Raw genomic sequence first — 25,414 nt, forward strand, 5'->3', positions numbered from 1 at the left:
TCCGAGCGTGCAAAACCGATCGGAATCGCACCAATGAGGAAACCTACAAGGCGCAACAGATCATCGAGAGGGTGCATTCGGACCCGTCTCCTATTTCGACGCGGGGATGGCGCCGGCTTAGCGCCCATCGATTGAGCGGACGGCCACGTGTATTTCGGTCCAGAGTTTGAACTCGGCGGTGTCGTAGCGTCCTTGCCGGTCGACGGCTGCCCATGCGTCGAGGCTTTCGAGGGGGACGCCGGCGAGGCGGGCTGCCGCAGGATGGCTGATGCGGTGGGGCTTCGTCACGGCGTCACGCTAACGCGGACGCCGGGGAGACAGAACGGATCGGTCCGAGATTCACCCGCCACATCACCTGTGGCGATGCCGTTACAGACGGTTCGAGAGGGTGAGCCCGTCGGCGCTACTCGCGTCGTGCATCATCTTGTCGATCAACTCACGGTCGAGCTGCGGTGCGCGGCCGCCGTAGAACTGCATGAGCAGGGCCCGTGTGGGGCTGATCCAGATGGAGGAGCGGCCGCCGCCGGTGGTGGGCATCTGGAGCATGAAGCCTTCACGGCGGCGGAGCTTGTTCATCATGACGACGCGGAGGTGCGCGAGGATACGGTCGTCGATGTCGTAGCTGGAGTCTTGCGTGTAGATCAGTCGTCCCACGGGGCGAGCGTGTCCTTCATCTCGTTCGAGGCTGGGCCATCGCGAAATCGCCCGGCCGCTCCGAATTATCGCACCCGCGATGTTGCTCACATTTGCACAACAGCCCGGGAAGGTTTTCGCAAGGGTCCAGGGGTGAACGTGTCGTCTGAGACGCTGACACGGACGTCGTTCCTCCGGCGTGTGGGACCTCTCGCCATGATGGTCGCGCCGGGGGTCCCGATGTTGGAGGTTTCCGATGGGGAGATTCACGTACGACTCGAGTGTCAGTGCCGACTTCGATGACCGGGAGCTCGCTCACCTGCAGGCGGTCATCGTGGCGAAGATCCGCCGCGGGGAGCGGTTCACCTTCACATGGAAGATCGACATCAGCCTCGGCGGTGGCCGGACAAGCGTCTACCTGTACCCCGGAGTCAAGCTGGCGTTTAGATACGAGGGTGGCCACACACCGCAGCTCAACCCGTCCTGGCTGCGGATGCTGACCGACGCCGCCAACTCGCCACAGGGACTTCACGTGCTTGATGAGCCGGCCGGGCGCACTCCGGACCAACTCGCGCGCGACGCCGACCGACGGAATCACCCGGTAGAGGCGTGACAACAGTCGCAGTGTGCAACGCGCTTTCCGATGGTGCAACCCCGATGCCGGTGAGACCTAGCGACATCTACGTTGTACCGCATGACTCAGAGCATCGAACGGGTTCAGCTGACCGTGAATGGTGCCACCCATGCTCTCGCGCCGTTGGAGAGCGTCGGGGATATCGAGGCTCAGGTTCTCGGCGCCACGCGCGCCGGCGGTGGCTTCATCACGGTCACGCTGGACGGGGGCGAACGTCTCAGCATCTTCGTGTCGGCGGCGGCAAGTTCGATCACCATCGATTCCTCCACAGTGCGCCTTGATAGCGGCCTCGCCGACGGCGGCGGCGACGGGTGGCGCAACCATTCTGGGCAGGTGTTCGACGATGAGGAGTCGCCTTACGACATCATCTGACCGTCACGACGGCACGTAACCGATCGGTTCCGCTTCGAATAATCCGGGGCGCAAAGCGGTAGCAGTGCAGACCTCGCGCCGCTTGAAGCCAGCATTACGACCGCCCGACACTCATATGCTTCGTCTGTGACGTATCTGGCAGAAAGCCCCGGCACCGTCGTGGTTGCGAAATGACGCGCGTGCTCGTCATCGACGACGAGCAGATGCTCACCGACCTGCTGTCGATGGCACTGCGCATGGAGGGCTGGGAAGTGCGCACCGCCGGCTCCGGCTTCAACGCCCTGCAGGCCGCCCGCGACTTCGAACCTGACGCCCTCGTGCTCGACGTCATGATGCCCGACCTCGACGGCATGGCGGTCCTGCAGCGACTGCGGCACTCGGGCAACGACGTCCCCGTGCTCTTCCTCACCGCGAAGGACTCCGTGGCCGACCGTGTCGCCGGCCTCACCGCCGGCGGCGACGACTACGTCACCAAGCCCTTCAGCCTCGAGGAGGTCGTCGCACGCCTCCGCGGGCTCATGCGACGCGCGGGCACCGCCCTCACCCGCGACTCCGAGCCCATCCTGCGCGTCGGCGACCTCTCGCTGAACGAGGACAGCCACGAAGTCGTGCGCGGCGACCGCGAGATCCAGCTGACGGCGACGGAGTTCGAGCTGCTGCGCTTCCTCATGCGCAACCAACGCCGCGTGGTGTCGAAGGCGCAGATCCTCGACCGCGTCTGGAACTACGAATTCGGCGGAAGCTCCAACGTCGTCGAGCTCTACATCCATCACCTGCGCAGGAAGACCAACGCCGGCCAGGAGCCGCTCATTCGCACCGTTCGCGGCGCCGGCTACGTGATGGAAGCGCCAAGGAAATAAGGGAGGCTAGGCCGATGCTCGGGCAAAGGGAGCCCGCCAAACTCGGGCCGCCCGCACGGCGGAACACCTCCCTATCGCTTATGGCCGACCCCTACACCCCGGCATCAACGGCGTCATTTCCGCCAGATTCTCCGTACTGGCTACTCGCGACGCGAGGCAAATCAGCTCGTAGACGCTGCGCGTTCGCGAACCGACCTCGAGGACTCTTGAGCCCACGGGACGCGGTGCCTGTGGGCAGGCAAGCCCCTGCAGTGGGGGCACCTGATGTCGGACACTGAAATGCGCCCGCACACGCGCGGTGTGCTCTGAACCCTCGGGACGGACATGCTGAAGCAAAAACCAGGCAATAAGACCAGCGCGGATGCGCCGCACCCGGACGCTGACGAGAAGCCAGACTCTCCCACCGAGCTGACGAAGCGGTCATGGAAGTACGTGCTGCGAAAGACAGTGCGGGAATTCTCCGCTGACCAGTGCACAGACGCCGCCGCGGGCCTGGTGTACTACGCCGTCCTCGCACTATTTCCGGCGCTGATTGCGATCTTCTCCGTACTGGGTGTCGTTGGCCAAGGCGACGCCGCCGCCAACGCCATCATCGGCATCATCCAAGACGTCGCCCCCAACGCCGCTGACACGCTCCGCGAACCGATCGAGCAGATCGCGTCATCTCGAGGCGCCGGTATCGCACTCGTCACCGGTATCGCCCTCGCCCTCTGGTCAGCATCCGGATACGTGGGCGCTTTCAGCCGTGCAATGAACCGCATCTACGAAATCGACGAAGGACGCCCCTTCTGGAAGCTGCGCCCGATGCAGCTGCTGGTCACCGTCATTGCCGTGGTAGCGCTTGTCCTCGTCGCGCTCGGTCTCGTCATCTCGGGTGATGTCACTACCGCTATCGGCAACGCCCTTGGCCTCGGTCAGGGCGTGCAAATCGCATGGGACATCGCGAAATGGCCGGTCATGCTCTTCGTCATCGTGTTCCTCGTCGCGGTGCTGTACTACGCCACCCCCAACGCCAAACAGCCGAAGTTCCGCTGGATCAGCCTCGGCGCCATCATCGCCATCGCTGCCCTCGCTATAGCGACCGCCGGCTTCGGGATCTACGTCGCCAACTTCTCCAACTACGACCGCACCTACGGCTCGCTCGCCGGGGTCATCATCTTCCTGCTCTGGCTGTGGATCGCGAACCTCGCCCTCCTGTTCGGCGCCGAGTTCGACGCCGAACTCGAACGCGGCCGCCAGTTGCAAGGCGGCATCGCCGCCGAAGAAGACATTCAGCTGCCCGCCCGCGACACCCGAAAGAGCAAAAAACAGGCCGAGAAAGAGCGCAGCGACGTCAAAGAAGGCCGCCAAATCCGGCTCGAAGAAGCAGCCGACGGTCCTGACGCGCCCTCCCCACCAAAGCCGTCAACGCCACGCCCACACCCCCGGCGAAAGTGGTGGCAGCTACGCCGATAACACACCCTCAGACGCTCCCGTTGGCGCAGCCTCAAATGACCCCCATGTCGTGCAGGTGTTGCGCGACACGTTCGTAGTCGACGACGTCGACGGCTCGGCCCGTGAGGCGGGTCACGGTGCCGAGCAGCATCATCCGTTCGTTCGTGAGGGTGAAGTGATGCGCGCACAGCTCGACGAGCACGGGCCCCACACCGGGGACATCGAACTTCTCCGTGCTCGTCGAGCTGTCAGCGCAGCGTACAGTCAGTGCGCGTCCTCATCCTCTTCCGGGTTGAAGTTGGAGGCGGTGCCGGTGTGCCCGGCGGCGACACCGTTAGGGTCGCTCGGAATGGTTCCGTCTTCACCGAGCCCGCCGGGCTTGGAGGTGGTGTCGGTCTCGGTTGAGACTTCGACGTCTGCGCCTTCGTAGGAGTCTTCGTCGGCGGACAGCTGCGCGTCGTCGTTGGTGGGAGTGGACATGGGTTGCTCCTTCGTTATGGGTGTGACTGAGGTCGATAGGTGGTCTGGAGTTGTTAGAGGCGGCGTAGCAGTGTGACGAGGGCCACGAGTCCGATCGCGACGGCGCCGGCCGTGATGAGTGCCTTCTTCGGGTCCCGCTGGTAGGTGGCGCGCGCTCCCTCCACGGCGTTCACTGCAGACTGCAGGGTCGTGTCGATGGCGGATTCGGCCTGCTGTTTCGCCTCGTCGATCTCGACGGAGACATGGTCAGCGACGTGACTGCCGGAACGAGCGGTGCCGTCGCTGCCGTTCGTGGAGGCGTGTTGCAGCGCGTCGGTGGCGTCTTCGAAGCGGTCTTTCGCCGCCGCAGCAGCGTCGTTGTCGGAGGTGGTCACAGCTGGTGGTCCTTCCACGAGTGGATCGAGGGCTTGGACGGGCAAGCAGCACTTAGCCGGTCGACTTACGGTATAAATTCACTCGCTGCATGTGCAGCGGCACCGTCACACACATGAGCGCGGACACGGTGCGATCGTCACAAAAAAGGTAAGCGGAGTCCATGCCCCCAACCACGACCAGCGGTTCTCCGTCCAATCAAGGATTGGCCGCCGCAGCCGACGACTTGCTTGTCCAGCGAGCAGTCGACGGGGACGTGGCCGCTTTTCGCACCCTCATCACCCGACACGCACCCATCATGCGCGCCTACATCGCTCGCATCGTCAGCAGCTACACCGACGCCGACGACATCCTCCAAGACACCTACGTCGTCGCCTGGAAGAAACTGCCCACCCTGCGTGACCCGAGCCAAGCCAAGCCATGGATGATGCGTATCGCCACGAGACGCGCATTCGCCCACCTCAAAAAACGCCCCCCGGAAACAGTCTTCCCGGCCGACCATGCAGCCACCGGACACGACCCGGAGGAGACGACAATACGCAACGCGCAACTGCGCGAACTCTCCAAAGCGTTGGACGCCTTGCCCGAGGATCAGCGGCAATGCTGGCTCCTTCGCGAAGTGGCGGGACTGAGCTACCAAGACATTGCCGATGCAATGGGGGTCACCACCGGCCAAGCACGCGGCAAACTCGCACGAGCACGAGTGAACATCACAGTCCGAATGGAGGGATGGCGATGACCGACACCAACTCCGACCGCACCGTCCTGGACTGCGGCAAAACCCTCGACGAGCTCAGCACCTACCTCGCCCACGACCGCACCCCCTACGACCCCGCCATCGAGGAGTGCCCGGAGTGCGTCAACGCGCTGCGCGCTCTCGAGCGTGTCTCCCACCTCTCCCGCGATCTGATCGCACACGACGCCGATACCGTGCCTGCTCCTCCCCCGTCCTGGCTGAACGACATCATCAACAACATCGGCGCCGAGCTTCGGGCCGGACGCGACCTCCCCCTGCACCACCCCGACCCCTTGGTGAGCCTCAGCATCACCGAAGGAGCCGTACGTGCCCTCATCCGTGACGTCAGCGACACCATCCCCGGCATCCTGGTCGGAGCATGTCGAATCACCGGTGAAGCCGACACACCACACGCCCCCGTACATGTCAACATCACCGTCAGCATCGCCACACACACGCCGATGCCACCACTGCTCACCCAGCTCCGCGAACAGGTAATGAAGGTCCTTCACGAACACACCGAGCTGCACATCGACGCCCTCAACATCACTGTCGAAAACATCCACGACGCGGCTGCAGGAGACGACGCCAGATGAGTAGCGAACAACCCACCCCCTCTCCGCAGCCGGAGGACCTGACCACCCTCGTCCTCAGCGTTCCGGGAGTTACCGCCGTGTACCCCTCAGCGCCCACACCAACACGAATCGCACGAGCGATCGCTGCCACCCTCGGCACCTCACCAGCCCCAGAGCCCATCGTGAATCTACGCACCACGAACGAGCGCACGACCATATCGGCCCGAGTCGCCACCCACAGCAGCCCCGCCCCCACTATTGCCCGCGACATCGCTGATCATCTGCGATCCGCACACCCCGACAAATCCGCACGCATCACGGTGCAAATCGCGAGCATCACCATCTGAGGAACACCCTCCGCCCGGGGTCCGAACATTTTTGTGACGGAGCAGGCCCTGTCGTGCTCTTCATATGTGAGCGGCACCGCCGTCTCGTGCGACAGGCCCGTCACTCCCTGCGCGCGCCCACCATCCGACTGATAGGGCCCATGGGAAACCTTTACTACAGCAACAGCGACGCCATCATCGACGATCGCCTCCTGCACTACATCCAAGTCATCGCCGCGACCAAGCTCCGCCGCGGCGAGAACTTCACCCTCACCCTGACCCAACGTGCCAACCCCGAACCTCGCATCACAATCTGGATGAACCCCAACATCCCCCTCCGCTTCACCTACACCACACCCGAAGCAACACCCCTCGTAGGCGCATACCTCCAGCAACTCGCCGCCCAAGCAAACAGCACCAGCGGCCTCATAATCGACCTCGACCACTGGACCGAACCCGCCCCCGCTCAGCAAGCACACGCCGCAGCTCGGTGAAGGCCAGCCCCGGCAGGCGCGACTACATGTCCTTCGACAACCGTATTGGAGCGAAACCGATCGGTTTTGCACTGCTGGCACGGTTAGCGTCCGCTGCGCTGGCGGCCTATGGGTAGCGTGCGCAGCCAGTACTCACCGAGCTGGACGGTCACGGCCTTCGTGATCTCGCTGAAGAGTTGTTGTTGGCGGCGCACCTCTGTGACTACCTGCAACAGCGCGCATGTCAGCTCGTGGAGGAATCTTCGAGCTAGTGACGGTGCTCAGCGAATCTCCCCAGAGTTGCTAATCGAGGTTCCCCAGGTCGCGGGGTAACGCTAGCGCAGGTTTGTGCCGGTCGTGACGCGACGGAGTTCGTCCGCTGCGGTGGTGTGGTGGCGGAGCCGGTAGGAGGCGCCGTCGAGGGTTACGACGACGGATCGGTGAAGGAGCCGGTCGAGCATTGCGGCGGCGTCTATAATGCGGATCGGTGAACTCGCTGAGGCGGCCGAGACGACCGCAAAGACGCTGCGGTTCTACGAAGACCAGGGACTCCTACCCGCGACCGAGCGCACACCCAGCGGCTACCGCGACTACACGACTGCGGCGCTTGCCCGTATCAACTCCATCCACCGCGGTCAAGCAGCCGGACTCACCCTGGCCCAAATCCGGCAGATCCTCGACATCCGCGACCACGGCCAAGCCCCCTGCAACCATGTTCGCGACCTGCTCGACACACGCCTCGCTGACATCGACCAGCAACTCGCACAGCTCCACGACCTCCGCGACACCCTCGCCGCGCTACGCGACCAGGCAGACCACGTCGAGCCCGACACCTGCAGCACCGACCAGGTCTGCCGCTACCTATAGCAGCGCCCCGATCGAGAGGTCTGAGAACTATGAGTCGTCTCCGGTGATCCCCGGGCGGAGAGGACGGACTCGAGACCATCACCGCGACATCGGATGACCGCCGCCAAACAGCACTGCAAGAACACCGCCAAAGAGCGTCATCAGTCACAGGTGGCGGAATTTGGCGGATCGGCGGCGTGCAAAACCCCCGTGCGAAACCCAAATCCGTGCGAAACTCAATCTGACCCTTATGCACGAGTCATTCGGGCGCTGGCGAACCATCGCCGCTCGAGGGGAGTTTGCATGAGCACCGATCAGTGGATCGGCGTCGCGACGGTGGCGGTCGGCGTCGTCTACCTCTGTGTTGGCGTCGCATTCGTCGTCCGGTGGTTGGCGCGCTCCGGCAGTGCACCATCGCCCGGGCGCGTTCCCTACGGCTTGCCTGTCGTGACGTTCTTCTCGGGCGCCGTGGCGTTGATCTTTTCGGGGCAGAGTGTGATCGCCGGCTCTCTGCCTGGATGGGGCGGAGTGCTCATCATCGTCCTCATGCTCTTCGTCGGGATCGCGCCTCTCGTCGTCGCGCTCCGAGCGCGCGGCCGCCGGCCTTCGCGGGACGCGCGGTGACGAACGTCGTCGGGTACGCCCGCGTCTCCCGCCGCGAGCAGAACCCCGCTGCGCAGGAGGCCGAGCTGCGCGCGGCCGGCGCCGCGCGAGTGTTCGTGGATCACGGCGAGTCCAGCCGGATCACTGCGCGCCCGCAGTGGGTCGCCTGCCTCGACTATCTACGCGAGGGGGACACGCTCTTGGTACGTCGCCTCGATCGTCTCGGCGGCAGCGAACGGATCATCCTCGACACCCTCAACGACCTCCGCGAACGCGGCATCGACATTCGCAGCCTCACCGAACCGCAGATCGACACCACCACGCCGATGGGTCGGGCCCTGTTCGGCATCGTGGCCGTGTTCGCAGAGCTGCGCGTAGACACCATCCGCGAGAACACCCAGCGCGGGATGGATCACGCTCGAGCACAGGGGAAGGCAATCGGTCGACCCTCGAAGTTGAACGCCGCGCAGCTGTCCGAGCTGCGCCGGATGCGCGACGAGGATCGCGCGAGTTTCGCCCACATCGCGACTGTGCTCCAAGTCGACAGGACGACCGTCTCACGCGCCTACGCCGACCTCCGTCGTCACGACGACGAGGCCGGCGCGAAGTCCTGACTCTAGCCATGCGTAGGTAAGTGCGCGCGACACGCCGCGAGGCGCACGCGTTAACGCCTAGGCCTAGGCCACTATGGGCAACATGACGGCACACCGACTCCCACGAGGTACACGGCACGATCCGGTCGCCCTCGGCTGGGAGGTCGAGCGAAACGTCCGCGACAGGCTCAAAGCGATCGCGAGCAACATGGGTGTCTCTGCCGCTGTGCTGGTTCAGCTCATGGACAAGCACCTGGAGCTCACAGATCAGGGCGTGCCCGTTTGGTGGGAGCCCCTGCCGCGCGACGACGAGCTTGCCATGCCCGCCGACGAGGAGGGGTTGCTCATCACCAGCACCTAACGCATTAGGCCCGCCGCTTTCGCGACGGGCCTAGAAGCATTGGCTTCCCATCTCCCTGAAGTTTGGCGACTCAGAGATGTGAAGCAGTCCCACCCAAGACCGGTTACCAGCCGGGCCTTCGGTGTACCCACCGGAACCTACCCGGAAGGAATGACCACATCGTAACAGCGGAGTTCGTCTCCGTGTACTCCCGACGCTCCCTTTTTTCGGGGGAGAAGTCTGTCGAGCTTGCACCCGAGACGCCAAAGGTGGCCGCGTCGCGGCCGAACAAATCCCGGTCGGGTTCTTGGAGCCCGGAGCCGGCACCCGGCGCCTACGCGCCGCTGCCGTGCTGGTCGTCGGCCGGCGCATGGTTCGACGCGGTGATGGATGCCCTGGCAACGCCCGAGGGGGAGCGCGTGCGCGCGGCCGTGAAGGTCGCGCCCCACACGCTGCTGCGCGTTGCACAGGAGGACATGCGCTCGGCCGACGTCGGCACCGGGCGCGGTGTCACGACGGCGCATCAGACCGTCGCTGACCGCCTCGGCATGTGCAAGAGGACCGTGCAGCGGGCGCGAGAGATCCTGCTGCTGCTGGGCCTCTCAGCGGTCGTCATCGAGGGACGATACTTGTACGGGAGCGAGCGCATCGCGGCGCAGCTCAAGCACGGTGGCCGTCAGCTGCGCATGGCTTCCACGAGGGCGCTCGTGATGCCTCGGAGCTCTGCTCAGCGGCCCCTCCGCGAGACGCCGGCGCCGGTGCCCCCGCGTATCTCAGGTGCCGGCGCAATCGAGCGATCTGTGGAGAATGTCCACCTACCCCGTAGGCGCTCGGCTCCACCTACAGCTCCCGTTCAAAAGAACTCATCAACGCGCGGTGAACCGCGCTCGAAAGCCGCTTCGCGGCAGCCAGGACGACGGAGTATCACGCGCAGCGACTCGATCGTTCGACTGACGTCCCCGAAACCCATCGAACTTCAACGCTTCGCCGCTGCACTGGCGCAGCGCATCCCGTGGCTCGCCCGCGGTAAGCACGTCGGGCACGTCATCGGGATGCTCGAGCGCAGCGGCATCGACGTGTCGGAATGGAGCGTCGAGGGACTGATGTTTGCCATGAACGCCTGGCTCACGCGGGACGGTCGTCGGGTGCCCGAGACATTCACCAGCCGGGGCGCTCTGGGCTTTTACGGCTGGGTGATCCGGCACGTCGTCACCGAGCACTCGCAGTTCGACCAGGCTCGCCGCGATGCGGCGGCGCAGCGCGCCGCCGACCAGGAGCGTCGCGCCGCGGAACGCGCCGCGGAAGCTGCTCGCTTGGCGAGCATCGACCACGACGAGGTGGATCGTGTCATCGCGCAGATGAAGGCCGATCAGCGCGAGTACGAACGGACGGCGCGGGAACGCGAGGCGGCACGCAAGCGCGCCGCCGCCGATGCCCGCCGGGAGCTTGCCGAGCGGACCGCGCAGTTGCGTTCTCGTGGCTGAGCATGCTCTGAGGCCATCCATCCGATAAGCGGCGCGACGCCGGAGGCGGGCACTCGTCAGGAGTGCCCCGGAGGGGCATCCCGAAGGGACGCGCAGCGCTCTTGACGGGTGTTCGACGGAGGCCAAAGTGAAGCGTCGGATGGACGGCCGGACCGCAGCCGGCGCACCCCGCCCGAGCACGAAAAAACCCCCGCGAGCACAGGTGCTCGAGCGGGGGCTTCCGGGGGCGACGAGGGGGGTCGTCGCTGACGATCAGGTTAGTCGCCCTCCCATGTCGCGAGGGCCGGATACGACACGAACGTCGGCATCCCGTCGACCTCTTCGATTGTCTTCCCCGGCTCCGTGAAGCCGGCGGCATGAGCGACCGCTGTCATAACCCATCGGGTATGCGCGAGGTCGAGTCCTGCGATGTCTTCGCGAAGGTCGACCGGGACTCCCTGGCCGAGCGATGACGCGATGCGTGCAAGGCGTTGTTCGCCTCCGCTGAGCGCGCCGAGTTCATAGCCGAGGCGGTCGAAGTCGACCGCGCTCGTGTCCCAACCGTGGTCAGTTCTCAGCCACGGCGCACCGGTGTACGCGAGGCCGCCGTGGATGAGAAGTTCGACAGCCGCAGCGAGAGGGTTGGAACCCTCCGCCCACGCCCGCAGTTGCGTGTGCAGCTGCGAGTCCGTGTCCGTCGTCACGCGTACACCTCTGCCGAGTCGGCCGGCGCGTCCGCGGTGGTCGAGGAGCGACGCCCGCGCGGCGGCTTCACGCGCGCCGCATCAGGACGCGGGGCGCCGGTGGCGCGCAGTTCCTTCTCCGACCACCCGGACGCGAGGGCATCGCCCCACGCCTTCGCGTGTCGGCTCTGCGCTTCGCTGAGGGCGGCGCGTGCGGCGTCGGTGTCGTTCGCTGCGCTCACGATCGAGCGCACGGCCTCCACACGCCGATCCACAGTCGATTCGAGGAGGCGCCGCGCGGCCGCGGCCGCGTCGTCAGGGTTTCGGTTCGCGTCAGTCATGACGCCAGATTAGCCGGGCGGTGACACCACCGCTAGTCATGCCTAGGCTAGTAGCAACGCGGCGGCTTCGCGCGTCAGCTGCGGGTCGCGGGCCGCGTCCAGTTCCGCACCCAGCCGGAGGCGGTGCTACACACCCCGGGAGGGGAGCAAGCAATAAACTTATGTGCTATAACTTGCTTTCGGCCCTTCCGCTGCGTGGCCGGCTCGGGCATACTTGGCCGTATGGTCCCCGCCTGTGGGGGCGGGTTCGCTGCGCTGGGCGGGAGAGGGGTGGTGGTTCTCGTGTCGGAGTCGAACGAGAAGCGTCAGCTGTTCGGTCGTAAGCGCCGCGCGAACGCCAGCGGTGGCCGCCGGGACAAGCGTTACGTCCTCTCTGTCAACGCCGAGGAAGATGCGCAGCTGCGTGCTCGAGCTGAGGTTCGCAGCGTGAGCGTGCCGCGGCTGCTGTTCGAGACGGCGATCGACGCGAACGTTGTGACGGCCGCGGATCGCAAGGCCGCCGTGGCGATGCTGTTCAAGTTGCAGCGGGAAATGTCGAGCGTGGCGAACAATGTCAATCAGATCGCCCGCTACGCGAACACCGAACGTCGGTTCGTCGCGGAAGCGGAGGGCGTGCTGGTGCAGTACCGCGCGCTTGCCCGCGAGATTGAGAAGGCGTTGGCCGCGGTGAACCGCGCATGATTGCCAAGGTGACTCGCGGTGCGCGGATGAGCGGCCTGATGACCTATCTCGTCGGCCCGGGCAAGTCGAACGAGCACACCGAGCAGCATCTTGTGGCCGGCGACTCTGCCGTCATGGCGATGTACGGCTATGACTCGCTCGACAAGGCCGCGGCGTTGGAGATTGCGGCGAGCCTGGATGCGCCGCGCCGGGAGTTCGGCGTCGACGTGACGCGCCAGGTGACGCGGGTCGACCCGGACACGGGCGAGACGTTGAAAGAGCGCGTCGACGCGAGCGTGTGGCACTGCTCCTTGTCGATCGCTGCCGACGAGGGTCAGCTGTCGGATGACAAGTGGGGCCAGATCGCTCAGGAGTTCATGGACCGCATGGGTTTCACGGAGGTCAGCGGCAAGGCCGCGTGCCGCTGGGTGGCCGTTCGTCACGGGCTCTCCGAGCACGGCAACGACCACGTGCACATCGCCGTCTCGCTCGTGCGCGAAGACGGCACCAAGGCTTCCACGCACAACGACTTCCACCGGGCCATGAAGATCGTCCGCGAGCTGGAGAACGAGTTCGAGCTGCGGCCTCTGCGCGCCGAGCGGGAACAGGACATGCCGCAGCGGCAGGAGAGCCGCGCCGCGCGCGAATCGGCGCAGCGCCGCGGCGCCGCCGAGGTCGACTCCACCCGGCTCGAGCGCACCGTGCGGGCCGCGGCGTCGGCGTCGATGGACGAGGGCGAATTCGTGCGTCGGATGCGCCGCGAAGGTGTGCTCATCCGCCCCCGTTTCGAGACGGGACGCAACGACGTCGTGACGGGTTACTCCGTCGCGCTGAGACCTGCGAAGGGCGCACAGCCGGTGTGGCACAGTGGCCTTCGTCTGGCGCGGGATCTCACTTTGCCGGAGCTTCGTAAGGGCTGGCCGGACACCCCCGAGAATGCTTCCGCGGCTGTCGAGGAATGGCGCGCGACGCGCAAGAATCCCGACCGGTATGTGCCCGCGCGTCCGGGTCGTGAAGAGTCCGAAATGAACCCCGAGTTTTTCACGATGTACGCCGAAGACATGACGCGGCTGCATGAATACATCGCCACGATCGACCCCGACGACCACGCCGCCTGGGCGCACGTCGCCCGGGAGACGTCGGGCGCGTACGCGGCATGGTCGCGCCGGTTGGAGCCGGTGCCCGGGCCGCTCGCGCGCACCTCCCGCACACTCGCGCGATCGGCGCAGTTGCGGCCCTCGCAGAGCCGGCGTCGACCGGTGGCGATGCCGTCGATGGTGAACACCACAGCGCTGATCCTGGCGCAGGCGAGCAAGGGCAAGAACGCCGCCGCCGAGGCGCTGTTGCTGCGCCAGTTGTCGCAGACCACCGTGTCGATCTTCCGCGCCGTGCAGGCATCCGGCGACGCCCGCCGAGCGAGCGAGCTCGCCGCCACCGTGAAGAACAACCTCCGCGCCGTGCGCGACGGATACGCGGCGCAGATCGCGGAGAACGGTCTCGCCTCGCTCACGCCGGAAGAGCGCGCGGTGAAGCAGCGCGCCGACCTCGCAGCGGGTCGCGGAGGCCCGTTGCCGACCAAGCTCACCCCGACCGCGCAGCCCGAGCTCGCTCAGCCGGCACCACGCACGACAGGCGCGGGCGACCGCGACGCAGCCGAGAGATAGAGGGGCCACTATGAGTGATGACGCCAGCGTCGAAGACGAAGTAGGTCAGGCTCTTCGTGTCGGCCTCGCCGTCGCTGCGCAGCTTGCCGACAAGATCGCCCGCGCCAGGGAGGAACTTGCCCGCAACGCGCAGCGTCAGAGTGAGCAGGAACAGCGTCAGCTGCAAGCCCGGTTCGCGGGTGAGCGGGACGTTGCCGGCGCCCGCCTGATGGTCGTGGAACGCCCCGAATGGTGGGACCGTGCAGACATTGCGCAGATCGCCGGCATGCACGAGACGGCGCAGCAGTGGAGGCAGTTCGACCCGCGCGCGCAGGCCGCGGCCGACACCATCGCCCGTGAGGTGAAGGACCGTTACGGCGTCGACGTCGACAACCTCGGCGCCGACCCGCAGGCCGTTCGCGCAGCGCTCGCCCAGGTTGAGCTTGACCGCGACCTCGCGGCCCGCGGTGAGCGCACCACCGCGGTCGGCGAGTTCACTCAAGCAACGTTGGCGGTGCAGGAGGCCGACCGCCTCGACGCACGCGCGGCGGCCGCGCAGCTCGGCTCAGACGCGGGCGCGGGTGCCGGCGAGAACGGCGAACGCTCGGCCGACTCATCCCGAGTCGATGAGGCCGCCCGCCTCGAGCTGCAAGCGCGTGAATACGAACTTCTCGCCACACAGGGCGGCACATCCGAGCAGAGCCCCGCGCAGCTGATGGAGTTGGCCTCCGACGCCCGCTCGCAAGCGCAGCTGCACCGCGACGTCGACCAGGGCCGGGAGAACGCCGCGGCCGCGACTGTGGGCGCGGACCAGGTCCGCGCCACCGCAGAACGCAGCGAGGGGCAGTTGCAGTACGACAGCGCCGCACGCCGCGAAGCAACGGCGAACGAGCTGGCATCGCACGGCATCCCGCAAGAAACCATCGACGTGCGCATGCGCGCAGACATCGCACAAGGGCGACCGGCGAGTGAAGCTGCCGCGCAGGTAGGACGTGTGAACGTGTCCAAGACAAACCGTGGCCGCGGGGCCGATCGTTCGGCTTGGCGCGGCGAGCGTAGCCGTTAGGGGCGAGCGAAAGAGCGAAAGTAGGAAGAGAATGAATCGGCCTGACTTTCGTTCCGTTCTTCAAGCAAGGATGGAACTCGATGAACAGGAAGTATTCGCCGGAGATGCGTGAGCGGGCGCTGCGGATGCTCGCGGAGACGCGGCCGTCGCACCCGACGATGATGAGTGCCGTGCGGCATGTGGCCGGGCTGCTGGGGATGAGCCCGGAAACTCTGCGGCTGTGGCAACGCCGGTACGAGGTGGACGCCGGCGTGAAGCCCGGGCTGACTACGGACGCGGCGGCGGAGATCAAGCGGCTGCAGAAGGAGAACGCCGAGTTGCGCAAGGCCAATGAGATCCTCAAGGCCGCGAGCGTGTTTTTCGCGAAGGAGCTCGACCGCCCTTGACCGAGATGATCCGGTTCATCAATGAACATCGTGATCGTTTCGGGGTCGAGCTCATCTGCCGGGTCCTCAGGCCCGCAGTTCAGGGGTTCCTCACCTCCCGCGGTTATCGCGCCGCAGTTGGTCGTGAGCCGTCGGCGCGGCAGCTGAAGGACGAGCTGATGGTGCCGGAGGTCGCGCGGCTGCACGCGGAGAATTACGGCGTCTACGGGCGCCGGAAGATGCACGCCCTGATGCGCCGGCAAGGCTGGGAGGTCGGTCGGGATCAGACCGAACGACTGATGCGCCTCGCCGGGGTGGAGGGCGTGAAGCGGTCGAAGCGGGTGTTCACGACGAAGTCCGACCCGACGGCGGAGAAGCCGAAGGACCTCGTGCAGCGGCGGTTCACCGCCCCCGGTCCGCGCCGCCTCTGGGTCGCCGACGTGACCTATGTCGCGACGTGGTCCGGGTTCGCTTACGTGGCGTTCGTCACCGATGTGTACTCGCGTCGCATCGTGGGCTGGAACGTCGCATCCACCCTCCGCTCCGACATTCTGCCGTTGCGCGCGCTGGACATGGCCGCGTGGAGCGCCGGTGGCCGGCTCGACGGGCTGGTCCATCACGCCGATCACGGGTCGAATTATCTCGCCGTGGTCTACACGGATCGCATCGAGGAACTCGGAGCGAAACCCTCGACCGGCACCGTCGGTGACTCGTTCGACAACGCCCTCGCCGAGGCCGTGAACGGTCTCTACAAGACCGAGCTGATCCGTCAGCGGGGCCCGTGGAGGACCGTCGAGCAGGTCGAGCTGGCAACCCTCGAATACGTGTGGTGGTGGAACAACCAGCGCCTCCACGGCGAGCTCGACATGCGCACCCCACTCGAGGTCGAGACCGCGTACTACGCTGACCTCGAATCAGCCCAGCCGGCACTTGCCGGACAAGGCTCCCGATAGGAACGAAAGTCAGGCCGATTCAATCCGCGTGCCCGGAACGGCAGTGCGGAAGTTCCAACGAGTTCCCCACGCCCCGACGCGCGTCACTCGCCTGGGGCGCTACATCGTGCCAGAAGCTACAGCAATGTTGACAGCAAACACCCCTCACGCCGACTTCGTGGTCACAGGCAAGGGGCCATTCAATAGGCGGACCGCCGCGGGGAAGGCACCGCTCGTTGTGGAGAATCTGGCACACGCCTTGCACGTTCGGACTGGACTCGTTGTCGGCCGCGTTCTAGCATCTTCCCTGCTAGACGACTGTTGAGCCGTGCTGGGCCTCGCCGACCTCGCCTGTTCAACAAAAACCGCCCCTGCATCACCCAGCGAAGAGTTGCAGGTCGCAGGTCAGCAACCCGCTTCACGCTACCCTTGACGGTACTGGTCTCGCCGTCGTCGATTTAGACAATAGGCAAATGACAGGCGTGGGTGACCGAGGGGGTCTCAGCCACCCACACGTGCGGGCTTGTGGTCACGGAGTGGGCGTGGCCGTTGCGTCGTCGGCGGTCTCGCCGTCGTTCGTTCCGTCCTCGACACCCTGGTCGTCGGCGGTCTCCTGACCGGGGATCTCCCCGACCTGATCGTCGGCGGTCTCGCCGTCGTTGGTGCCGTCCTCGACGCCCGGATCGGTGGCCGCGGGGGCCGGGGTTGACACCGAAACGACACTGGCGGACGCAGGCACCGCCATCGCGGCGACTCCTCCGACACTGAGCAGGACGAGCGTTCCGACACCCAACCACTTGCGTTTGAGCGTGTTCATGATGCGTTCCTTTCTGCGACCCCGACGGGGACGCAAGAACAGAGTCCCTACAGCGTTGTAAGAAACCGCGAAGAAAGTCTCGGCGGTACCCGACGAGCGGTTCTTCGCAGAGTCTGAGTGGTTTCTTAGAACGGCAGGGTGAGGGTACTCGGATGATGAAACCTTCCCGGCGACCACTTGTCTTGGCCCTGTGTTCTTTAGCCGGGATCTTCGCGCTCGTCGTTGGCGTGGGATTCCTTGCCCGCGGGTCGGCGAGATGGACTGCGACGGAGCTGACCGTTGTCGCCGGCGTCAATGGCGTCCACTCCGGGTTCTTCGACGTCGTCGCCCACGCTGTCAATGTGGGATTGGGGCCGACGGGGGCGGTCATCGTCCTCGCTGTGGCACTGGCGATTGTCGCAATCGCCACGCGGTCGTTCCCCGCGGTGGTCCGCGCCCTCGTTCAGATCAGCGTCCCGTGGGGGTTGGTGGATCTGGTGAAGATCATCGTTCAGCGGCCACGACCGAGCAGCACAGCGCTGCCGTTCCCGACGGGCGTGGATCCGGTGACATTCAGCTACCCGAGCGGGCACACCGCCTTCGCCGCGGCCCTTGCGACGTGGGTGGTGCTGAGCACGGCGGGCCGTACGCAGGTCACCTTGAGCATCCTCGGCGCCGTGTTCGTCGTGGTGACCGCGTGGTCGCGTATGTATCTGGGCGCGCACTACCCGTTTGATGTGACGGCGTCGATCATCCTCGTTTCCGCCGGATCCCTGGCAATCTACGAAGTGTGCCAACGCGTCCCATGGCTCTCGCAACGCTCGCGCACCCTTGAGGCGGTGCGGCAATGACCGCACAACCTGCCTGCGAAACCCGGACACCGCGGCCACGAGGAGGACGACGATGACTACCCCGACAACGGATCGCCCCCGGCTCCTCCTCGTTGAAGACGACGCGCAACTGGGGCCGCTGATGGCCAAGGTTCTCGACGAGGTCTACGACGTCACCCTCACCCCTGACGGGGGCGACGCGTTGGACATCGCGGGTGCGCACGCCTTCGACGTGATGATCGTCGACCGTCGACTTCCCACCGTGGACGGGCTCACCATCGTGGAGACGCTTCGTCGAGCGGGTGCGAGCGTTCCGATGCTCATCCTCACCGCGCTCGGCACCGTCCAGGACAAGGTCCGCGGGCTCGACGCCGGTGCGAACGACTACCTTGTGAAACCGTTCGAGTTCGACGAGCTGTTCGCTCGCCTCCGCGCCATCCGCCGCGTCGGCAACGGGGAGGGGCCGTTCGTGCGGATCGGTGAGTGGGAGTTTTATCCGGACTCGCGCGCGGTGTACTCGCCATACGATGGCCGCACCATTCTCACGGACCGGGAGAGCGCGTTGCTGAAGCTGTTCGCCGTCAACCCTCAGCGAACCTTCTCGCGCGACGACATCCTCCGCGCGGTGTTCTCGAAAGACGACACTCCCGGAACGGTGGACACCTACGTGCACTACCTCCGCAAGAAGACCGATCCCGGTATCGTGCAAACCGTCCGCGGGCGCGGCTATCGTCTGGGGCTGATGTGAGCAAGCGGCGACGTCCCTCCGACGCTGACGCTCAGCTCATCCGGGCGACAGCCCTGCGCGTTGCGCTCACCATCACCCTGGCCGTGTCCGTGCTCGTACTGGCGGTACTGATTGCGGCGTTCTCTGTCGTTTTCACCCAGATCCCCCTCGGGGATCTGCTCAGCCCTCAGCGCCACGAGACCGTCGTGGACATCGAGGGTTTGGACATCATCTTGGGCGGCGCGGTGATCGGCGTGTGCGCTATCGCATCAGCGGGGGTCCTTGGGTGGCTGGTCACCCGCCGAGCAGTCCGCCCTCTCGTCGACGCGCTGCGCCGTCAGCGCCAGTTTGTCGCCGACGCATCGCACGAGCTGCGCACCCCCTTGGCAATCCTTGACGCACGCATTCAGGTGCTGCAGCGGGGATTGGCGGACGCGGACCCCCACCGTCAGGTCGTCGCCGAGCTGCGAGACGACTCCCGCTCCGTCATCGGGGTTGTGTCTGATCTGCTGGACGCCGTCGAGGTGCCCACCGGGTCCGTGACAACGCCCGCCTCCCTCGCCGGGATTACCGACACTGCTGTCTCGTCGATGTCGATCCTGGCCCGCGAACGCGACGTGCACCTTGTCAGTCGTCCACCTGACGATGACCTCACGGTCGCCATGCCCGCGGCCAGCTTGCAGCGCAGTGTTGTCGCCTTGTTGGATAACGCCGTCAAGCATTCACCCGTCGGCGCGAAGGTCGTCGTGACCGCCCGCAGAGAGGGGGCTCATGCCGTCATCGACGTCGTCGATGAAGGCCCCGGCATTCAGGGGATCGCGCCCAGTCGCATCTTCGACCGGTTCGCTCGGTCCGCGGATGCGGTGGATGGCGGCGGCTCAAGCCGTACCGGGTTTGGTATCGGCCTCTCCCTTGTCCAGGACACTGTCGCCCGGTACGGCGGCACCGCTCAGGTGTCAGCCACCTCCTCCGCGGGGACCACGATGACTCTCCGGGTGCCGCTGTTCAGCGGCAGGCGATGACGGCACGCATCGTCAGCGCACCGCGCCCGGTCGCACTGCCACCCGCGAAGTGAGCCGAACCGTCAGCACCGCCGTGATCGTCCCCGACGCGAGGATCGCCGCCAGAACCACCAGCTGGAATCGTCCGGCCTCAATCGGCGACAGCCCTCCGAAGATCGCGCCCATGAACGCTCCCGGCAAAACGACGAGGCCGGTCGTTCGAGTCTGATCGACTGCGGGGATGAGCGCGTCATGCACCGCAATGCGCGCGACATCCCGGACGGCGCGTCGCGGCGTCGCACCGAGCGCGAGCCACGCCTCCACCTCCGACCACCGGTCCAGGCGAGCCTGGGCGAACTGCCGCCCCGCCAACGTCGCCACGGTCATGGCATTGCCCACCACCATCGCTCCGACCGCGAGGGCGTACCGCGGGGTGAGCTCCACCGCCCCGGAAGAGAACACCACCACCCCCGCCAGGCTTACTCCCGCCCCCATGGCGACAGCCGTTCGACAGGCGTCCACCAAGCGCACCCCGGCGCGACGGGCGGACACGGTCACCGCGGCGACGAACATCACCATCAGCGCCGCTGCAACCCACCACGGGTCGGTAATGACGCCCGCCAATACCAGGCTCAGGGCGGTCAGTTGCAGGCCGGCGCGTAGCAGCGCCGGGGCGGGACCCCACCACGGTCGAACGCCCGCGGCCCGCAGGACGACTACCGCCACACCGCCGAGCAACACCACGCTCACGGCGGTACGAACGAGCAACCCGAAGTCAGTCACCCCCGAAGGTTAGCGACCCCCTCATCTCGCTCCCGGTCCGCCCCCATTCTGAGCCGCATCTTAGAGCCACCTTCGTAGCGTGCTCGGGTGATGACATCGACTCAGCCGCTGGCCCTCGCTCGGCGCAACATGTTCAGTAAGGTGCCCGAAATCACCGTGTGGTTCTGGGTGATCAAGATCCTCTGTACGACGGTGGGGGAGAGCTTCGCCGACTGGATCAACCTGACGTTGGGTGTCGGGCTGGAGGTGACGGCGATCATCTTCACCGCGGTGCTGGTGGGTGTGCTCGCGTGGCAACTCATCCTTCGCCGCTACGTGCCCTTCGTGTACTGGTCCACCGTCGTTGTCGTCAGCGTCGCCGGCACCCTGTACACCGACATCCTCACCGACGACCTCGGCATCCCCCTCGCCGCCAGCACCACCGTGTTCACTGTCGTCCTCGCCGCGGTATTTGGAGTGTGGTGGCGCAGCCAGCGGACCCTGTCCATCCACAGCATCACCACCACCCGACGAGAGCTGTTCTACTGGCTGGCCATCCTGGTCACCTTCGCCCTGGGCACCGCCTCCGGGGACTGGATCCTTGAACTGACCGGGTGGAGCCCCGGGGTGTCGGTGCTCCTGCCCGCCGGGCTGATCCTCGCGGTCGTCCTCGGGTGGCGCCTGGGCGCTAACGCCGTCCTGTCGTTCTGGCTGGCGTACATCCTCACCCGTCCGCTCGGCGCCAACCTCGGCGACTGGATGGGATTCCCCACCACGGATGGGGGTCTCGGCCTCGGCGTCGGTCTGACGAGCATCATCTTCCTGACCGCCATTCTCGCCACCGTCATCTATCTGAGCGTCACGCGCGTGGACACCGTCGAGAAGGCACGGCCCACCACCAAGCGCCCCACCACCCCTACCCGCCAGCGCGCGATGCTCGGCTACTTCGCCGCTGTCGCTGTTGTCGCTGCGGGGGTTCTGGTCTGGGCGAACGCTCAGCCCCACGGCACCGCCGCCGCCAGCGAGGAGGCGCCCGCGGCGACCGTGACTCTGGCCCCCGGGGAATCGGCAACGACGAACTTCCCACCGGCAAACATCAGCTCATACCGCACCATCGTGCAGGACACTCTGACCCTCGTTCAGGCGGGTAACACCGCTGAGGCCGCCACTCGCATCACCGATCTCGAAACCGCGTGGGACCAAGACCAACCGACGCTGGAGCCGTTGAACGGCACCGGCTGGGCTGTCCTCGATGGCCAGATCGACAAGGCGCTGCGCGCCGTGCGCGCCTCATCTCCCGACCCGACCCTGCAGACCGACTCGCTCACCACCCTCCTGGAGACCCTGAAGTCATGAGTACCGCCACGGTTATGGCTGCCGCCGCTGCGGGCGCCGACCCGCACAACTTCACCGGCATCGTTGGGTTCGGAGTGAACCTGATGTACGGCATCGGGGAATGGGGGGTTGGAGTGTTCACTTTCCTCGAGACGGTGTTCCCGCCCATCCCGAGTGAACTCATACTCCCATTGGCGGGCTTCCTCACCCACGACAATGGCATGAACTTCGGGTTGCTGGTGCTCACCAGCACGCTGGGCGCGTACCTCGGCGCCGTTGTCCTTTATGCCCTCGGAGCCTGGGCTGGCCTCGAACGCTCCATTCGATGGCTGTCACGGCTCCCTTTGGTCGATCGTTCCGACTTCGAACGCGCCGCGTCGTGGTTCTCACGTCACAGCCGCAGCGCGGTGTTCTTCGGGCGCCTCATCCCCGGAGTGCGCAGTCTGATCTCCCTCCCTGCTGGCGCTGAGCGGATGAACTTCTGGCGGTTCTCGCTACTCACAGTCGCCGGGAGCGCCATCTGGAATGCGCTTCTCATTGGCGGTGGAGTGCTGCTCGGGACCCAATACGACCTCGTCGAGCGATACTCCAACCTGCTCAGCTACCTCGTTTACGCCGCGATCGGGGGCGTGGTGGTCTACCTCGTCATCCGACAGCTCCGCCGTTCCGCAGCTCGACGGCGTGTGGCCGGCGACGACGCCGGGTAAGCCCCTGACACGCGGAATGGATGGCCGTTATGAAACCCACACGACCGGCTTGTGCTCGAGGTGGTGGTGCCTGTGTTCGACGAGCAGGACACGTTGACACAGGTGCACTGGTTCTTCGGGAGCCGGGGCGGGGAGATCTCCGCGTAGGTGAAGGCACACTTTCCCTCCCAATGGGTCGGTAGCGACATCCTTTACGACCTGACTGTGCCGCCGACGGATGTCACAGCTCGCAGCACCCGACCTCGGAGCAGGTACAGACATGAGCGTGAACCTCAAGACGCCCGCGTCCGCACAATCGGACACGCAGCCCGGGTACAAGCCCTGGCCAGTACGCCTTCGAACGTGGGTGCGGCGCCACCCCGCAACTATCGCGCTGACCGCGGTCATCGCGGTACTCACTGCTGCGAGCAGCGTCATTCCGCAGCTCGGGATCACGCCGCACATCCTGGGCGAGTCTGTCGCGACGGAGGGTGACCAGTGGCTCAGCACCCTGCTGTCCCTGTTCGCGGTTGCAGACCCCTTGCTTCTCTTCGCGGTGATCCCGCTCGCCGTCGTGGTGTTGGGGTTCGCTGAGCACACCATGGGCAGCTTTCGCACGTTGCTCAGCTACTCCGGTGGCGGGGTGCTCTCCACCGCAGCAGGCCTGGGTATCGGATACCTCGAGGAGCAGTTTCTCGACTTCCTTCCCTTGAATGCCCCGACGGTGAGCACCGTGACACCGGTCGTCGCGCTTATCTGCACGGCAATGGCTGCCAGCTCCTTCGCGAGCGCACTCTGGCGTCGTCGTGTTCGGCTGTTCGTTGCCACGGGCGCCATCACAGCCTTCCTCTATTCCGGAAGCTCGAACGATCTCTTCTCCCTCACGGCGGTGCCGGTGGGGATGGTCGTTGGCCTTCTTCTCGGCGGGCGTCGTCGAGCGTTCCGCCTGGTCCGCAGCACGCACCATGAGAAGCGTGTTCTCCTGGCCGCGGTGACTCTCGTGACAGCTATCGGGCCCGTACTGGCCACCATGATCGGCTCCGGTGCCGGGCTGCTCTCCGTCTACGGTTTCCTCTCCCATGATCCAGTCGTCATGGCCGACGGGCGCGTCTGCGCCTTCGGGTCCTTGGGCGCCGCGTGCCCTAGGGCGTTCCGTGTCATTGAGCAGCTTCATCCCGCGGCGGGCGTCGTCGCTGTCTTGCCCGCGCTTATGGGCGCGCTGGCCGCGTGGGGGATCTTCCGAGGGCGTCGAGCGGCGCTGTGGATGGCCGTCGCGTTGAACGGCGTGTTCTCCGTCGGTATGGCGTTCCTCTTCATCGTCGTGCAGCCGGAGACGGTCGCAGCCGTCGCCCTCATCCAGGACGTGGAAGCTCAGGAGTATGTCTGGCAGACCCTCGTCGGCAGTGTCGTCGCCGCTGTGGTTCCGTTGGTGACCGCCGTCATCCTGGTGGTGTTCTGTCGGGAGGCCCCGGCCCGCTCGACGAAAGCCGCTCGCCGCCGGTTCACCCTCACCCTTGGGGTGGGCGTCGGCGGGGCGTTGCTGATCGGCGGGGCCGGGGCTTTGGTGGATCCATACGGGTTCATGCCGTCGACCTCGGTGGGGGAGATCCTCGGTAACCTCCCTTTGCGCCTGCTACCTCCCACCCTTCTCCCCTCCGACGGTTTGAACTTCGTGCCGGTGTCAGGATGGGCGCAGGCCAGCTGGTATCTGCCGTCGCTGTGGTTGTGGGTGTGCGCATCGGTGGGGACAGCCTTGTTCGTCCTCGCCCCCGGCGCGGTGGACGGCGCCGTCGACCGGGGACGCGCTCGCTCGCTCCTCCAGCGTGGTGGAGGTGACAGTTTGTCGTTCATGGCGACCTGGCCCGGGAACACCTACTGGTTTGCCCCCGACCGGGACGCGGGTTTCGCGTTCCGTGTCCGAGGTTCCATTGCTGTGACCTTGGGTGGAGCGTTCGGCCCCGATGCTTCGGAGCCAGCGGTGGTGACAGAGTTCGTGGAGTTTTGTGGTGCCCACGGGTGGACCCCTGTCTTTTACAGCGTGACGGACCCTGAGGCGCCGGCGTTTGCGCAACTGGGGTGGCAGCGTCTCCCCGTCGCGGAAGAAGCAACGCTCGTTCCCGCCGAGTGGAGCCTGTCCGGCAAACGTCGCCAAGACATCCGCACCGCAACGAACCGCGCGGCGCGGGAGAACCTCACGGCCAGGTGGACGAGCTGGCCGGAACTGGCGTTCGCTGAGCACGCGCAGATCCGCGACATCTCGGAAGCATGGGTGGCTGAGAAGAGCCTGCCGGAGATGGAGTTCACTCTCGGTGGTGCGGACGAGCTCACGGATCCCGACGTCCGCATCATGCTCGCCATCGACGTTCAGGGACGCATTCAGGCCGTCACCAGCTGGCTCCCGCTCTACGGGCAGGACGGGGTAGTGGACGGGTACACCCTCGATTTCATGCGTCGACGCTCGGATGCCATGAACGGGGTGATGGAGTTCGTCATCGGCTCTGTCGCAACCCGGATGAAGGAGCAGGGTTTGAAGCGTATGAGCTTGTCCGGGTCACCTCTTGCTTCCGTTCCCCACGACCACGGGGACAGTGCTGTGCTTGAACGCCTGCTCGCTCGGTTGGGTGAGCTCATTGAGCCCGGCTATGGCTTCCGGTCGCTGCTGAGCTTCAAACGCAAGTTCCAGCCCCGGTTCGATCCCCTCTGGCTCCTTTACCCGGACGCGGCCATCCTTCCCGCCGCCGCCGTCGCTATCGCGCGCAGCTACCTTCCGAACCTGACGCTCACGGCAGCCGTACGCATGGTGGGGACGCTGCGAAAGCCGCCCACATCAACCTGACCGGTGCTGAG

General features: G+C 66.0%; 32 protein-coding genes and 1 pseudogene. 23 read left to right on the forward strand and 10 right to left on the reverse strand.

The window, feature by feature from the left end; all coding sequences use genetic code 11:
• Positions 1-117 precede the first annotated feature (117 nt).
• Complete coding sequence (locus ABC304_RS03890; protein ID WP_160897575.1) at positions 118-288, reverse strand: hypothetical protein; 171 nt, start codon at positions 286-288, stop codon at positions 118-120.
• 81 nt (positions 289-369) lie between these two features.
• Positions 370-654 carry a DUF7882 family protein gene (locus ABC304_RS03895; protein WP_237488856.1) on the reverse strand — a complete coding sequence of 95 codons (285 nt, stop codon included), beginning with the start codon at positions 652-654 and terminating at the stop codon, positions 370-372.
• Between the two features lie 235 nt (positions 655-889).
• Between ABC304_RS03895 and ABC304_RS03900 the strand changes: the two genes are divergently transcribed.
• The 4 genes from ABC304_RS03900 (at position 890) to ABC304_RS03915 (ending at position 3,954) form a co-directional block, all read left to right on the forward strand.
• A complete protein-coding gene (locus tag ABC304_RS03900) occupies positions 890-1,246 on the forward strand; it encodes a DUF7882 family protein (RefSeq protein ID WP_108320225.1) in 357 nt (118 codons plus the stop codon).
• Between the two features lie 81 nt (positions 1,247-1,327).
• Positions 1,328-1,639, forward strand: coding sequence for a hypothetical protein (locus tag ABC304_RS03905; protein WP_412923019.1), 312 nt, complete (start codon positions 1,328-1,330; stop codon positions 1,637-1,639).
• 170 nt (positions 1,640-1,809) lie between these two features.
• The gene (locus ABC304_RS03910; RefSeq protein WP_108320229.1) at positions 1,810-2,499 is read left to right on the forward strand and encodes a response regulator transcription factor; all 690 of its coding nucleotides are present in this window, start codon (positions 1,810-1,812) and stop codon (positions 2,497-2,499) included.
• Between the two features lie 324 nt (positions 2,500-2,823).
• Positions 2,824-3,954, forward strand: coding sequence for a YihY/virulence factor BrkB family protein (locus ABC304_RS03915; RefSeq protein WP_202401086.1), 1,131 nt, complete (start codon positions 2,824-2,826; stop codon positions 3,952-3,954).
• A 31-nt stretch (positions 3,955-3,985) separates the two neighbouring features.
• Here the strand turns inward: ABC304_RS03915 and ABC304_RS03920 are convergent, their stop codons facing one another.
• The 3 genes from ABC304_RS03920 to ABC304_RS03930 all read right to left on the reverse strand — a co-directional run bounded on the left by ABC304_RS03920 (position 3,986) and on the right by ABC304_RS03930 (position 4,787).
• Entirely contained in the window at positions 3,986-4,135 is a 150-nt protein-coding gene (locus ABC304_RS03920; protein ID WP_181373606.1) for a hypothetical protein, read from the reverse strand.
• Between the two features lie 62 nt (positions 4,136-4,197).
• Positions 4,198-4,413 (reverse strand): hypothetical protein, encoded by a 216-nt coding sequence (locus ABC304_RS03925; RefSeq protein ID WP_237488855.1) that lies wholly within the window; start codon positions 4,411-4,413, stop codon positions 4,198-4,200.
• Positions 4,414-4,466: 53 nt separating this feature from the next.
• A complete protein-coding gene (locus tag ABC304_RS03930; protein WP_108320231.1) occupies positions 4,467-4,787 on the reverse strand; it encodes a hypothetical protein in 321 nt (106 codons plus the stop codon).
• Positions 4,788-4,990: 203 nt separating this feature from the next.
• Here ABC304_RS03930 and ABC304_RS03935 point away from each other — a divergent pair, with 203 nt between their 5' ends.
• The 3 genes from ABC304_RS03935 to ABC304_RS03945 all read left to right on the forward strand — a co-directional run bounded on the left by ABC304_RS03935 (position 4,991) and on the right by ABC304_RS03945 (position 6,916).
• Positions 4,991-5,524 carry an RNA polymerase sigma factor gene (locus tag ABC304_RS03935; protein WP_237488854.1) on the forward strand — a complete coding sequence of 178 codons (534 nt, stop codon included), beginning with the start codon at positions 4,991-4,993 and terminating at the stop codon, positions 5,522-5,524.
• A complete protein-coding gene (locus ABC304_RS03940; RefSeq protein ID WP_108319513.1) occupies positions 5,521-6,117 on the forward strand; it encodes an Asp23/Gls24 family protein in 597 nt (198 codons plus the stop codon). Before ABC304_RS03935 ends, ABC304_RS03940 begins: the two co-directional genes overlap by 4 nt.
• A gap of 466 nt (positions 6,118-6,583) precedes the next feature.
• Complete coding sequence (locus ABC304_RS03945) at positions 6,584-6,916, forward strand: DUF7882 family protein (protein WP_108319511.1); 333 nt, start codon at positions 6,584-6,586, stop codon at positions 6,914-6,916.
• A gap of 314 nt (positions 6,917-7,230) precedes the next feature.
• On the opposite strand, the pseudogene ABC304_RS03950 reads toward ABC304_RS03945, so the two are convergent.
• Positions 7,231-7,365: pseudogene (locus ABC304_RS03950) on the reverse strand (ATP-binding protein); the annotation flags it as partial.
• Positions 7,366-7,372: 7 nt separating this feature from the next.
• Here ABC304_RS03950 and ABC304_RS03955 point away from each other — a divergent pair.
• The 5 genes from ABC304_RS03955 to ABC304_RS03975 all read left to right on the forward strand — a co-directional run bounded on the left by ABC304_RS03955 (position 7,373) and on the right by ABC304_RS03975 (position 10,761).
• Positions 7,373-7,762 (forward strand): heavy metal-responsive transcriptional regulator, encoded by a 390-nt coding sequence (locus ABC304_RS03955; protein ID WP_412929064.1) that lies wholly within the window; start codon positions 7,373-7,375, stop codon positions 7,760-7,762.
• A 282-nt stretch (positions 7,763-8,044) separates the two neighbouring features.
• Positions 8,045-8,365, forward strand: coding sequence for a hypothetical protein (locus ABC304_RS03960; RefSeq protein WP_160897576.1), 321 nt, complete (start codon positions 8,045-8,047; stop codon positions 8,363-8,365).
• Positions 8,362-8,958 carry a recombinase family protein gene (locus tag ABC304_RS03965; protein WP_160897577.1) on the forward strand — a complete coding sequence of 199 codons (597 nt, stop codon included), beginning with the start codon at positions 8,362-8,364 and terminating at the stop codon, positions 8,956-8,958. Before ABC304_RS03960 ends, ABC304_RS03965 begins: the two co-directional genes overlap by 4 nt.
• A gap of 82 nt (positions 8,959-9,040) precedes the next feature.
• On the forward strand, positions 9,041-9,298 hold the full coding sequence (locus ABC304_RS03970) for a hypothetical protein (RefSeq protein ID WP_160897597.1): 258 nt from the start codon (positions 9,041-9,043) through the stop codon (positions 9,296-9,298).
• Between the two features lie 248 nt (positions 9,299-9,546).
• Entirely contained in the window at positions 9,547-10,761 is a 1,215-nt protein-coding gene (locus tag ABC304_RS03975) for a hypothetical protein (RefSeq protein ID WP_160897578.1), read from the forward strand.
• A 257-nt stretch (positions 10,762-11,018) separates the two neighbouring features.
• Here the strand turns inward: ABC304_RS03975 and ABC304_RS03980 are convergent, their stop codons facing one another.
• Positions 11,019-11,444, reverse strand: coding sequence for a P-loop NTPase family protein (locus ABC304_RS03980; protein WP_160897579.1), 426 nt, complete (start codon positions 11,442-11,444; stop codon positions 11,019-11,021).
• Positions 11,441-11,764, reverse strand: a complete 324-nt coding sequence (locus tag ABC304_RS03985) for a hypothetical protein (protein WP_160897580.1) — start codon at positions 11,762-11,764, stop codon at positions 11,441-11,443. The genes ABC304_RS03980 and ABC304_RS03985 overlap by 4 nt, the downstream gene beginning before the upstream one ends.
• 270 nt (positions 11,765-12,034) lie before the next feature.
• On the opposite strand from ABC304_RS03985, the gene ABC304_RS03990 reads away from it, so the two are divergent.
• From ABC304_RS03990 to ABC304_RS04010, 5 genes are all read left to right on the forward strand, one after another.
• On the forward strand, positions 12,035-12,445 hold the full coding sequence (locus ABC304_RS03990) for a plasmid mobilization protein (RefSeq protein WP_160897581.1): 411 nt from the start codon (positions 12,035-12,037) through the stop codon (positions 12,443-12,445).
• A gap of 38 nt (positions 12,446-12,483) precedes the next feature.
• Entirely contained in the window at positions 12,484-14,088 is a 1,605-nt protein-coding gene (locus ABC304_RS03995; protein WP_412923046.1) for a relaxase/mobilization nuclease domain-containing protein, read from the forward strand.
• A gap of 10 nt (positions 14,089-14,098) precedes the next feature.
• Positions 14,099-15,133, forward strand: coding sequence for a hypothetical protein (locus ABC304_RS04000; RefSeq protein ID WP_160897583.1), 1,035 nt, complete (start codon positions 14,099-14,101; stop codon positions 15,131-15,133).
• Positions 15,134-15,213: 80 nt separating this feature from the next.
• A protein-coding gene (locus tag ABC304_RS04005) for an IS3 family transposase (RefSeq protein WP_412923045.1) occupies positions 15,214-16,451 on the forward strand; the annotation gives its coding sequence in 2 pieces (ribosomal slippage) (positions 15,214-15,493 and positions 15,493-16,451; 1,239 coding nt in all).
• A 124-nt stretch (positions 16,452-16,575) separates the two neighbouring features.
• Complete coding sequence (locus ABC304_RS04010) at positions 16,576-16,755, forward strand: glycerate kinase (RefSeq protein WP_160897584.1); 180 nt, start codon at positions 16,576-16,578, stop codon at positions 16,753-16,755.
• A gap of 204 nt (positions 16,756-16,959) precedes the next feature.
• On the opposite strand, the gene ABC304_RS04015 is transcribed toward ABC304_RS04010, so the two are convergent.
• On the reverse strand, positions 16,960-17,247 hold the full coding sequence (locus tag ABC304_RS04015) for a hypothetical protein (protein ID WP_160897585.1): 288 nt from the start codon (positions 17,245-17,247) through the stop codon (positions 16,960-16,962).
• A 152-nt stretch (positions 17,248-17,399) separates the two neighbouring features.
• Between ABC304_RS04015 and ABC304_RS04020 the strand changes: the two genes are divergently transcribed.
• The 3 genes from ABC304_RS04020 to ABC304_RS04030 all read left to right on the forward strand — a co-directional run bounded on the left by ABC304_RS04020 (position 17,400) and on the right by ABC304_RS04030 (position 19,805).
• On the forward strand, positions 17,400-18,077 hold the full coding sequence (locus tag ABC304_RS04020; RefSeq protein WP_160897586.1) for a phosphatase PAP2 family protein: 678 nt from the start codon (positions 17,400-17,402) through the stop codon (positions 18,075-18,077).
• A gap of 52 nt (positions 18,078-18,129) precedes the next feature.
• Positions 18,130-18,804, forward strand: a complete 675-nt coding sequence (locus ABC304_RS04025) for a response regulator transcription factor (protein WP_160897587.1) — start codon at positions 18,130-18,132, stop codon at positions 18,802-18,804.
• An 83-nt stretch (positions 18,805-18,887) separates the two neighbouring features.
• Positions 18,888-19,805 (forward strand): sensor histidine kinase, encoded by a 918-nt coding sequence (locus ABC304_RS04030; RefSeq protein ID WP_412929066.1) that lies wholly within the window; start codon positions 18,888-18,890, stop codon positions 19,803-19,805.
• A 12-nt stretch (positions 19,806-19,817) separates the two neighbouring features.
• On the opposite strand, the gene ABC304_RS04035 is transcribed toward ABC304_RS04030, so the two are convergent.
• Complete coding sequence (locus tag ABC304_RS04035; protein WP_412923044.1) at positions 19,818-20,567, reverse strand: ABC transporter permease; 750 nt, start codon at positions 20,565-20,567, stop codon at positions 19,818-19,820.
• Positions 20,568-20,657: 90 nt separating this feature from the next.
• Here ABC304_RS04035 and ABC304_RS04040 point away from each other — a divergent pair, with 90 nt between their 5' ends.
• The 3 genes from ABC304_RS04040 (at position 20,658) to ABC304_RS04050 (ending at position 25,403) form a co-directional block, all read left to right on the forward strand.
• Positions 20,658-21,902 (forward strand): COG4705 family protein, encoded by a 1,245-nt coding sequence (locus ABC304_RS04040; protein ID WP_237488857.1) that lies wholly within the window; start codon positions 20,658-20,660, stop codon positions 21,900-21,902.
• Complete coding sequence (locus ABC304_RS04045; RefSeq protein WP_160897590.1) at positions 21,899-22,588, forward strand: DedA family protein; 690 nt, start codon at positions 21,899-21,901, stop codon at positions 22,586-22,588. The genes ABC304_RS04040 and ABC304_RS04045 overlap by 4 nt, the downstream gene beginning before the upstream one ends.
• 259 nt (positions 22,589-22,847) lie before the next feature.
• Positions 22,848-25,403: a bifunctional lysylphosphatidylglycerol flippase/synthetase MprF gene (locus tag ABC304_RS04050; RefSeq protein ID WP_412923043.1), complete on the forward strand. Its 2,556-nt coding sequence runs from the start codon at positions 22,848-22,850 to the stop codon at positions 25,401-25,403.
• The last annotated feature ends 11 nt before the right edge of the window (positions 25,404-25,414 follow it).

Origin of the sequence: Microbacterium jepli, from assembly GCF_047237905.1 — a bacterium.
Lineage (GTDB): Bacteria > Actinomycetota > Actinomycetes > Actinomycetales > Microbacteriaceae > Microbacterium.